Source organism: Pseudoalteromonas sp. S1608 (assembly GCF_005887265.1).
Classification (GTDB): domain Bacteria; phylum Pseudomonadota; class Gammaproteobacteria; order Enterobacterales; family Alteromonadaceae; genus Pseudoalteromonas; species Pseudoalteromonas undina.
On sequence record NZ_PNDK01000064.1, the window covers coordinates 1 to 10,545 of the forward strand.

Genomic DNA, 10,545 nt, shown 5'->3' on the forward strand with positions numbered 1-10,545 from the left:
TGACCGCTGACCGCTGACCGCCGAACTGATCTTTTAGATCTCGACTATTGAATATAGGATCTCAGCGCGTTTTCATGCTAGAATTTGCGCAATTTTTTTGTACTCGATAAGTAGCACTGTAATGATCTTAGATGATATCCGCATCGTTTTAGTAAACACCTCACATTCTGGCAATATTGGTTCTGCGGCACGTGCCATGAAAACCATGGGATTATCAAAGTTATACCTTGTAGATCCTGCTTGTGAAATAGATAGTCATGCCAGCGCACTGGCTGCAGGTGCTACAGATGTACTTGGTAATGCGGTTGTTGTTGATACGGTTGCCGATGCCATTGCTGATTGTGCATTAACTATCGGTACTAGTGCTCGCTCGCGTACATTATCGTGGCCTATGGTTGAGCCGCGTGAATGTGGTGAAAAGCTTGTTGGCGAAGCTGTAAATGGCCCTGTAGCACTTGTATTTGGTCGTGAAAACAGTGGCTTAACAAACGAAGAATTACAATTGTGTAATTATCATGTATGTATTCCTGCTAACCCAGAATACAGCTCGCTAAATTTAGCCATGGCAGTACAAACCTTATGCTATGAAACGCGTATGGCGTTTTTAAATCAACAGCCTAAAGCGGAACAAGAAGAAGACGAAACCCTATATCCATCGTCTAAACAAACAGAGCTGTTTTACGAACATCTTGAAGACACCTTGTTTAAAACAGGCTTCATCATTAAGCAGCACCCAGGCATGGTAATGACTAAGCTACGTCGCTTGTTTAATCGTGCTCGCCCTGAAGATGCTGAAATGAACATATTACGAGGTATTCTTACCTCAATTAATAAGTCTATAAAATAGCAATTAGTTATAAATAGCGCCCTTTATTACTCCACTAATACTTGACTAAATTACTCAGGTAATTACAATAGACCCAATACTTGACCAAAACAGTCGGGTATTACAAGTTTTTTAGAACCTAGAATACTTGACTAATCTACTCTGGTAATTAAAATTTGCACTCTTTTGTGCGGGGGGCGTTATGAAGTTAACATCAAAAGGCAGATATGCCGTTACAGCCATGCTGGATGTTGCACTACATGCAAATATAGGCCCTGTAGCGCTTGCAGATATTTCGCAGCGCCAAGAAATTTCTTTGTCTTATCTTGAGCAGTTATTTGCCCGTTTACGTAAAAATGGGCTAGTGAGTTCTGTTCGAGGTCCTGGTGGGGGCTATTTACTAGGACGTGAGGCCGATGTAATTTCAGTTGGCGATGTTATCAATGCGGTAGATGAATCTGTTGACGCTACTCGGTGTCAGCGAAGCAATACTGGTTGTCAAAGTGGCATGCGTTGTTTAACCCATACATTGTGGTCAGACTTAAGCGCACGAATTGAAGAATTTTTAAATAATATTACCTTAGCTGAATTGGTTGAAAAGTCGGACGTTAAAGCGGTCGCTCTTCGCCAAGAAAACAGCGTTAATGATGCAATTAAGCAGTTGGAAAATATTCAAGTAAGCTGTCAACTTTAAGGTTGACCTGCAGCGGAGAGAGAAATGAAGTTACCGATTTATTTAGATTACGCAGCAACTACGCCCGTTGACGAACGAGTTGCCAAAGAAATGATGCAGTGCCTGACTATGGACGGTAATTTTGGTAATCCAGCATCGCGTTCACACCGTTTTGGTTGGCAAGCTGAAGAAGTCGTTGACCAAGCACGTACTGACATTGCCGATTTAATTAATGCAGACCCACGTGAAATTGTATTCACATCGGGTGCAACAGAATCAAATAACCTTGCTATTAAAGGTGCAGCTCAGTTTTACAAGAAAAAAGGTAAGCATGTTATTACCGCTAAAACTGAACACAAAGCAGTTATCGACACATGTCGTGAGCTTGAGCGTCAAGGGTTTGAAGTAACTTATATGGACGTTGAAGAAAACGGCCTACTTGATCTGCAAAAATTAGCAGATACGATGCGTGACGACACTGTGCTTGTAAGCATTATGCATGTAAATAACGAGCTAGGTGTAATTCAAGACATCAACACTATTGGTGAAATGTGTCGCGAACGTAAAATTATGTTCCACGTAGATGCAGCACAAAGCGCAGGTAAAGTTTTAATCGATGTGCAACAAACCAAAGTAGATTTCATGTCATTCTCGGCGCACAAAGTATACGGCCCTAAAGGCGTAGGTGCTTTGTATGTTCGTCGTAAACCACGTGCACGTTTAGAAGCACAAATGCACGGTGGCGGCCATGAACGTGGTATGCGTTCTGGTACATTAGCGACCCATCAGTTAGTAGGTATGGGCGCAGCATTTAGAATTGCAAAACAAGATTTTGAAAAAGATCACGCACACATCAGTGCGTTACGTAAACGCCTAATCGACGGCATTTTAACAGATATGGACGAAGTGTACTTTAACGGCACACAAGACCAATCAGTACCAGGTATTGTTAATATCAGCTTTAACTTTGTTGAAGGTGAGTCGTTACTAATGGCTGTTAAAGATATTGCGGTATCGTCAGGTTCAGCCTGTACATCTGCAAGTTTAGAGCCTTCTTACGTATTACGTGCATTAGGCCGCAACGACGAATTAGCACATAGCTCAATTCGTTTTAGTATTGGCCGTTTTACGACCGAAGAAGAGATTGATTACACCGTTGAGCTAATGAAAAACTCGATTGGTCGTTTACGTGAAATGTCTCCTCTTTGGGAAATGCACCAAGAAGGTGTTGATTTAGATTCAGTTGAATGGGCGCACCACTAATTAGTGGAGCCCATACCTAGCAGGTAGTGAGGATAGAATTATGGCTTACAGTGATAAAGTAATCGACCACGTAGAAAACCCACGTAACGTAGGTGCTCTAGATAAAAACGATCCGTCAGTGGCAACGGGTATGGTAGGCGCACCAGCATGTGGTGACGTAATGAAACTGCAAATTAAAGTGTCTGCAGAAGGCGTGATTGAAGATGCAAAATTCAAAACGTACGGCTGTGGTAGTGCAATTGCTTCATCTTCACTGGTAACAGAGTGGGTTAAAGGCAAAACATTAGACGAAGCTGCAACTATCAAAAACACCGATATCAGCGCAGAGCTAGAATTACCGCCAGTGAAAATTCACTGTTCAATTTTAGCAGAAGATGCAATTCAAGCAGCAATTGCAGATTACAAAAGCAAACATACAAACTAAGAGATATTCATGGCAGTGACATTGACAGATGCGGCAGCAAACCGCGTACAATCATTTTTAGCAAACCGTGGTAAAGGCATAGGCCTGCGAGTTGGCATTAAAACGACGGGCTGTTCAGGTCTTGCTTATGTATTAGAGTTTGTTGATGAGCTAAACGATGACGATGAAACATTTGCAGCTAAAGGCGTTACCTTAATTGTTGACGCTAAAAGCTTAGTTTATATCGACGGCACCGAGCTCGACTACACTAAAGAAGGCTTAAATGAAGGGTTTAAATTTAATAACCCTAACCAAGCTGATGAGTGTGGTTGTGGCGAAAGCTTTACCGTTTAAGCTCAAACTTGTTTTGAATACCTAAGCTACTTGGGTATAACTAAGCCCTGCCAATTAATGTAGGGCTTTGTCATTTGTGAGAAGTTATGCGTTATTTTGAGTTATTTGCAATTCCCGTTGACTACAATATTGATTTAGCAACGATTAACAAGCACTACTTAGAACTTCAACGTGCTGTTCACCCTGATCGCCATGCTAACGCTAGCAGTCGTGATAAATTAATGGCCGTACAAAGTACTGCCGAAATTAATGATGCACTGCAAACACTTAAGCATCCCGTTAAACGTGCAGAATATATGCTGAGCGAGCTAGGCGTAGATATTCGTGCTGAGCAGCAAACATTGCAAGATCCCATGTTTTTAATGCAGCAAATGGAGCTTCGCGAAGAACTTGAAGAGTTAGCGAGCGCAAGCGATCCTGATTCTGCTATTGATCATTTTGAAAAACAAATAAAGCAGCTTGATCAGCAATACAGTGCGCAATTGGCAGAGCAGTTAGCAAGTAACGATGAGCAGCAATATCAACAAGCAGCAGACAGTATCCGTAAGCTAAAGTTTGTTTATAAGTTACGCGACGAACTTGAACGCATTGAAGACAGTTTATTTGACGATTAATTCACTTGCTGCAAAGCGAGCAACACGAGTTTAAAGAGCATTATGGCATTATTGCAAATTGCTGAGCCGGGGCAGAGCGCGGCACCACATGAACATAAATTAGCAATTGGAATTGACTTAGGTACCACGAATTCATTAGTGGCAACCGTACAAAGCGGCGAAGCTCGTACTATTACTGATGAGTTAGGCGAAGCAATGTTGCCGTCTGTAGTGCGTTACCAAGCTGGTGGCATAACCGTGGGTGCAGACGCAATGCAAGCAGCTACACTCGATCCGGTTAATACACTCATTTCAGTTAAGCGCTTTTTAGGTAAAACCCAAGCCGAAATAGAACAAAGCTATGGCCAACTGCCTTATCAATTTTGCGATGATAACGGTGCACTGGCTATAGCAACTGAAGCCGGAAAAATCAGCCCAGTAAAAGCATCAAGTCATATTTTAGGTGCCTTAAAAGCACGTGCAGAACAAAGCTTTGGTAATCAAGATATTTTAGGCGCGGTTATCACCGTACCAGCCTATTTTGATGATGCACAGCGCCAAAGCACTAAAGATGCGGCTGAACTTGCCGGCATTAATGTACTGCGTTTATTAAACGAGCCAACCGCGGCTGCCGTTGCTTATGGTTTAGATTCAGGCCAAGAAGGCATAATTGCTGTTTATGACTTAGGTGGCGGAACATTTGATATTTCTATACTGCGCTTAAATAAAGGCGTGTTTGAAGTATTGGCCACTGGTGGCGATTCTAGTCTAGGCGGTGATGACTTTGACTCATTATTAGTTGACTACTTAAAACAAGAAACTGGCGTGACGGGCTTATCTCCTTCGGTATTACGTTTATTCATTAACAAAGCCAAAGCCTGTAAAGAAGCACTCAGCCAATACGAAAAAGTGAATGTTGGTCTTGAGTTTGACGATGAAAAATACATGGTTGAAGTAACGCGAGAGAAGTTTAACGAGCTGGCTATGCCACTGGTTAAAAAAACGCTCCGCTCATGTCGTCGTGCAGTAAAAGATGCCGGTATTGAAAACCAAGAAGTATTACAAGTGGTGATGGTTGGCGGTTCAACCCGCATGCCGTTGGTACGTACTCAAGTTGGCGAGTTTTTTGATAAACAACCACTCACTTCAATTGACCCTGATCGTGTTGTTGCTCTGGGTGCAGCATTACAAGCAGACGTATTAATTGGTAACAAGCCAGATTCAGACATGTTATTGCTGGATGTGTTACCGTTGTCGCTAGGACTTGAGACCATGGGTGGCTTGGTTGAAAAAATCATTCCACGCAATACCACTATTCCAGTTGCACGTGCGCAAGAATTTACTACGTTTAAAGATGGTCAAACGGCTATGTCGTTGCATGTATTACAAGGTGAGCGTGAACTGGTTGACGATTGTCGATCGCTGGCAAAGTTCAGCTTAAAAGGCATTCCACCTATGGCAGCGGGAGCGGCGCATATTCGCGTTACCTTTAAAGTAGACGCTGATGGTTTACTAAGCGTATCAGCCATGGAAAAATCAACTGGCGTTCAAGCAGAAATACAAGTAAAACCGTCGTTTGGTTTGTCTGACGACCAAGTTGCTAATATGCTTAAAGAGTCGATGAGTAACGCTAAAGGCGACATGCAAGCGCGTATGCTTAAAGAGCAACAAGTTGAAGCGCTTCGTGTAATAGAAGCAATGGAAGCCTCTTTAGCAGCTGATGGCGATTTACTTGAGCCTGAGCAACTAGCGGCGCTAAAAGTGGAAATAAACGAACTTGCAAAAGTACGCGAGAGTGCACAAGAGCCAAGCGAAATTAAAGCAGCCATTGAAAAAATGGACAATGCGAGTAGTGATTTTGCCGCGCGTAGAATGGATGCATCAATTAAAAAAGCCTTAACAGGCCAGTCAGTAGACAATATATAAGAGAGATTAGAATGCCACAAATTGTTTTTCTTCCCCATCCGGAGTTGTGTCCTGACGGTGCTGCAATAGAAGCGCCCGCTGGCGAAACGGTACTTGATATCGCGCTTAAAAATGGCATTAGCATTCCTCATGCCTGTGAAAAGTCATGTGCATGTACAACTTGTCACTTAGTGATCCGTGAAGGTTTTGACTCATTAGATGAAAGTGACGACCTAGAAGACGACATGCTAGATAAAGCCTGGGGTTTAGAACCAGAGTCACGTTTAGGTTGCCAAGCAATTATTAGAGATGAAGACTTAGTGGTTGAAATACCTAAGTACAATCTCAATATCGTTAATGAAGAACACTAGTTTTTAATTAACGACTATTATATTAAAAGCCGCTGTTTAATACCGCGGCTTTTTTGTTTGTATAAGTAGCAGCGGGTTTATCCCGCGTCTTTTTAAAGGTTAAAGGTTACGAGCGACGGGCTGCGAGGCGCGGGTAATTTATCGAAGCCCAAAACCCATTTCGGAGGTGTATTTTGAGTGATCTTATTTTTTCAGACTCGTTTATAAACGGTGAATTTTATAAAACCAGCACACGCTTTAGCGTTGATGATCCCGCCACCGAACAAAGTATTGTTGATGTAAGTGACATTGACGAGCAAGGTGTAAAAATAGCTATTAATGCGGCAAAAGGCGCGTTTGTAAAATTAAAAGCCACCAATGCAACCGAGCGAAGTGAAACTCTGATGCGCTGGTATGAGTTGGTGATTAAACATAAACACACATTAGCTACACTTATGACCAAAGAGCAGGGGAAACCACTTAAAGAATCTCTCGGTGAAATAGATTATGGCGCCGGCTTTATTAAGTGGTTTGCTGAGCAAGCTAAACGTAGCTATGGGGATGTGATCCCTGCAACCGACAATCAGCATCGCCTAACCAGTTATAAACAGCCTATTGGCGTGGTTGCCGGTATAACACCATGGAACTTTCCTGTGGCTATGGTAACTCGAAAAGTAGCCCCTGCTTATGCTGCTGGCTGTAGTTTCATTTTAAAACCTTCTGAACATACACCACTATGTGCTATTGCTTTAGCGTATTTAGCTGATCAGGCTGGCTTTGTGAAAGGCGCATTTAATGTGTTGGTATCACAAAACGCTAAAGACGTTGGTAAAATGTTGACTGACTCAGAGGTGGTACGTAAGTTTACCTTTACTGGCTCTACAGGTGTAGGTAAGCAGTTACTATCACAGTGTGCACAGACAATTAAAAAAACATCAATGGAATTAGGTGGCAATGCGCCGTTCATTATTTTTGATAATGCCGATATTGATGACGCTATTGATGGCCTAATGGCAGCTAAATTTAGAAACAGCGGCCAAGCGTGTGTAGCGGCAAACCGTATATTCATCCAGCGCAGTATATTAAATGAAGTGCTTGAAAAAATTACACCCAAAGTCGCTGCGCTCAACGTTGCAAACGGTTTTGATGAAAATGCCGACATAGGCCCGCTTATTTATCCCAAAGCAAAAGAGAAAGTACAACAACTGATTAAAGATGCTCTCGATAAAGGCGCTACGCTAATTGGAGATAACAGTAATTTAGGTGGCAGCTTTCAAAACCCATTAATAGTTACTAATGTCACTACACAAATGGATATTTATCACGAAGAAGTGTTTGGCCCTGTATTAACGGTGATCCCATTTGATGAAGAAAGCGAAGTCCTTGCGCTTGCTAATGATGTCCCTTATGGATTAGCTGCGTATTTTTATAGCCAAAACATTAAACAAATCTATCGTATAAGCGAAGGGTTAGAGTTTGGCATGATAGGTGTAAATGAGGGGGTTATATCAAACCCTGTAGCACCGTTCGGTGGGGTAAAACAATCAGGTCTTGGAAGAGAGGGGGGTCACCAAGGTTTAGATGAATACCTAGAAGAAAAATACGTATGTATTAGAGTTTAACTCTATAAACTGTTCCGATGAGTTAACCGTTTAGCGTTTTAAGTTGCTTGAAATGGGTGTAAATGCTACCTTTCAAAAAAATGTTTAAGTAAACAAAAAGTAAAAAATTTCTATAAGTAGAAATACCCCCGTGTGTAAATGCCACCATTTTGGTGGCATTTTTTTGCCCTTTTTTAAGGAGAGGTTTTTGGCTACTTCCTCCTTGTAGGTCTAAACTATTCTTAGTTAGATGCTATTCTGCTTATATCCCTTTTAAAAGTAGGCTTTTATGAAAGAGTAATTCTTTTTAATTCGCGTGAATATTTGTAACTGTATGTTTTTAAATGTATATTTTTGGTGTGTTAATGAGTAGAATAAAGTTTCAGTAGTTTCAATACTATTAACATATAGTAAAAATGTATAATTGTGTTTTATACACTTATAAATTAACATTCCGCAAATTCATCCATTAAAAAATAATGAAGCACCCACTATGAGTAGAAGAAATCAAGCAACGGTAGACCAGGAAGTTTCGTTTGGCATTGACGAAGAGTTAGTTTCTACAACAGATTTACGAGGGGTTATCACCTATGCAAATGATAGCTTTTGTAAAGTTTCAGGGTATACCATTAATGAGTTAAAAGGGAAAAACCATAACATGGTTCGCCACCCAGACATGCCACCTGCGGCATTTGGTGATATGTGGTCTAATTTAAAAAGTGATACCGCATGGCGAGGAGCTGTAAAAAATAGATGTAAAGATGGGCGTTATTACTGGGTTGATGCATTTGTTACCCCTATTTACGAAAACGGTAAAAAAGTAGGTTATCAATCAGTCCGCCAACAACTCCTTCCAGAATATAAAAACCGCGCAGAAAAGCTTTACCAACGTTTAAACAACGGTCAATCAATTGTCCCTTTAAGTGAAAAATTAGCCGCATTTAAACTTCCTCTATTTATTGGCTGTGCAGCTTTAATTGCTTGGTTAACAAGTTATATGTTCTGGTTATGTTTACTGTTTGTTCCTCTGCCTTTTGTTATTTTTTATGAAGAGTTAATTCGTTCGCAAAGCACAATCAAAAAAACCAAAGCAGGTCCAGATAGCGTATCTCGGCATATTTATTCTGGTAGCGACAGCCTCAGCTATAGTGATTTTCAGATTAAATTACTTGAGGGTAAAGTAACGACCATTGTTGGCCGTATTATTGATGGTACTTTAAGCCTGAGTAAAGGTGCTGACTCTCTTAAAACTTGTGCTGAAGCTGCGCAGGCCGGTGTTGAAAAAGAAGCGTCTGAATTACATCAAGTGTCGTCTGCCGTTGAGGAAATGGTGCATTCAATTGATGAAGTAGCAAAAAATACTTTAGTAACTAACCAACGAGTGCAACAAGCTCACCAAGACTGCGAAAGCGCAACGCAAGCGATGTCAGGCACCATGCGTGAAGTATCGTTACTCGCCAACGAGGTGGATAACTCGGCAAGTTCAGCGAGCGAGCTAGCAACAGAGGCTGAAAAAATTGGTGGCATAATGCAAGAGATACAAGGGATTGCAGATCAAACAAACTTACTTGCTCTGAATGCCGCTATTGAAGCTGCGCGTGCCGGTGAGCATGGTAGAGGATTCTCGGTTGTTGCTGATGAAGTGCGTGCGCTTTCAAGCAGAACGCATACCGCTACAGAGCAAATTCAAGTTTCTATATCTGAAATGCAGTCTACGTTACTCAACTGGTCAAAAACAATGGAAGCTGGTAAGAATGCGGCAGAGAGCTGTGTTAAAGAAACCCGCAATAGCCAAGATATCGTCTCAAAAGTATATGCTGCAATTACTGATATTTCTGATTTAGCAACGCAAATATCAACCGCTGCGGAAGAGCAAAGCATGGTATCGCAAGAAATTAGCCGTAATATTTCAAATATTAGTAGTGCGTCTTCAGAAAACTTAGCCCAAGCGCACAGTGTAGGTACAGAGTCTGATGCGATTGAAAAACACTCTAAAGCATTAGCGTCACTAGGCCTTTCTTTTAAAGTAGGTTAACAATTTGAGCAAGGGCAGCAAATACCCAAGCGTATGAGGCGCTGAGAATATAACATGTTCTCAGCGCGCCTAAAGCGTCAAATACGGGCAACGGGCTGTGTGGTGCGGGGAAAACCTGCTACTACTGGTATTATTTGTAATATTTATTTAGCAGTGACTTCATGTCGCATCAGGCTTTTATCAAAAGCACTAAATAACGATATAAATCAATGCTGGGGAAACAGGTGGCTACAGATAAGAGCGTATTTTTTTATTTTATGTTTGGCTTTATGAAAACTAGATATAACTAAAAAATTAACTTTGGATATTACTGATAGGACTTAGAAAATAGTGGGGCGATTGACGGGGCTCGAACCCGCGACAACCGGAATCACAATCCGGGGCTCTACCAACTGAGCTACAACCGCCACTACATACACCTTGTTTGGTGTGGCGCGCATAATACATAATATCCCTATGCTTGTGAAGCAAAAAATCAAAAAAAATTAAACTTATTACAAGTATTCTAAATTTAAGCTATTGGCAACGGGCAACGGGCAACG

Annotated in this window: 10 protein-coding genes and 1 tRNA gene; 10 read left to right on the forward strand and 1 reads right to left on the reverse strand. The window is 41.5% G+C overall.

The annotated features are described in order from the left end of the window. The first annotated feature begins 121 nt into the window (after nucleotides 1–121). The 10 genes from trmJ to CWB75_RS18515 all read left to right on the forward strand — a co-directional run bounded on the left by trmJ (nucleotide 122) and on the right by CWB75_RS18515 (nucleotide 10,003). Nucleotides 122–847: a tRNA (cytosine(32)/uridine(32)-2'-O)-methyltransferase TrmJ gene (trmJ, locus tag CWB75_RS18470; protein WP_054202357.1), complete on the forward strand. Its 726-nt coding sequence runs from the start codon at nucleotides 122–124 to the stop codon at nucleotides 845–847. 181 nt (nucleotides 848–1,028) lie between these two features. Beyond that, complete coding sequence (gene iscR / locus CWB75_RS18475; protein WP_008113921.1) at nucleotides 1,029–1,520, forward strand: Fe-S cluster assembly transcriptional regulator IscR; 492 nt, start codon at nucleotides 1,029–1,031, stop codon at nucleotides 1,518–1,520. 24 nt (nucleotides 1,521–1,544) lie between these two features. Then, nucleotides 1,545–2,762, forward strand: coding sequence for an IscS subfamily cysteine desulfurase (locus CWB75_RS18480; protein ID WP_008113922.1), 1,218 nt, complete (start codon nucleotides 1,545–1,547; stop codon nucleotides 2,760–2,762). Nucleotides 2,763–2,802: 40 nt separating this feature from the next. Continuing rightward, nucleotides 2,803–3,186, forward strand: coding sequence for a Fe-S cluster assembly scaffold IscU (gene iscU, locus CWB75_RS18485; RefSeq protein WP_008113923.1), 384 nt, complete (start codon nucleotides 2,803–2,805; stop codon nucleotides 3,184–3,186). Between the two features lie 9 nt (nucleotides 3,187–3,195). Then, nucleotides 3,196–3,519, forward strand: a complete 324-nt coding sequence (gene iscA / locus CWB75_RS18490; protein WP_008113924.1) for an iron-sulfur cluster assembly protein IscA — start codon at nucleotides 3,196–3,198, stop codon at nucleotides 3,517–3,519. Nucleotides 3,520–3,605: 86 nt separating this feature from the next. Then, nucleotides 3,606–4,133 carry a co-chaperone HscB gene (hscB, locus tag CWB75_RS18495; protein ID WP_054202355.1) on the forward strand — a complete coding sequence of 176 codons (528 nt, stop codon included), beginning with the start codon at nucleotides 3,606–3,608 and terminating at the stop codon, nucleotides 4,131–4,133. A gap of 42 nt (nucleotides 4,134–4,175) precedes the next feature. Next, entirely contained in the window at nucleotides 4,176–6,038 is a 1,863-nt protein-coding gene (hscA, locus tag CWB75_RS18500; RefSeq protein WP_138571408.1) for a Fe-S protein assembly chaperone HscA, read from the forward strand. A gap of 11 nt (nucleotides 6,039–6,049) precedes the next feature. Further along, nucleotides 6,050–6,388: an ISC system 2Fe-2S type ferredoxin gene (gene fdx, locus CWB75_RS18505; protein WP_008113929.1), complete on the forward strand. Its 339-nt coding sequence runs from the start codon at nucleotides 6,050–6,052 to the stop codon at nucleotides 6,386–6,388. 173 nt (nucleotides 6,389–6,561) lie between these two features. Further along, nucleotides 6,562–7,989 carry an NAD-dependent succinate-semialdehyde dehydrogenase gene (locus CWB75_RS18510; RefSeq protein WP_138571409.1) on the forward strand — a complete coding sequence of 476 codons (1,428 nt, stop codon included), beginning with the start codon at nucleotides 6,562–6,564 and terminating at the stop codon, nucleotides 7,987–7,989. 472 nt (nucleotides 7,990–8,461) lie between these two features. Continuing rightward, nucleotides 8,462–10,003: a methyl-accepting chemotaxis protein gene (locus tag CWB75_RS18515; protein ID WP_055013453.1), complete on the forward strand. Its 1,542-nt coding sequence runs from the start codon at nucleotides 8,462–8,464 to the stop codon at nucleotides 10,001–10,003. Nucleotides 10,004–10,334: 331 nt separating this feature from the next. Here CWB75_RS18515 and CWB75_RS18520 read toward each other — a convergent pair. Beyond that, nucleotides 10,335–10,410 (reverse strand) — tRNA-His (locus tag CWB75_RS18520). Between the last annotated feature and the right edge of the window lie 135 nt (nucleotides 10,411–10,545).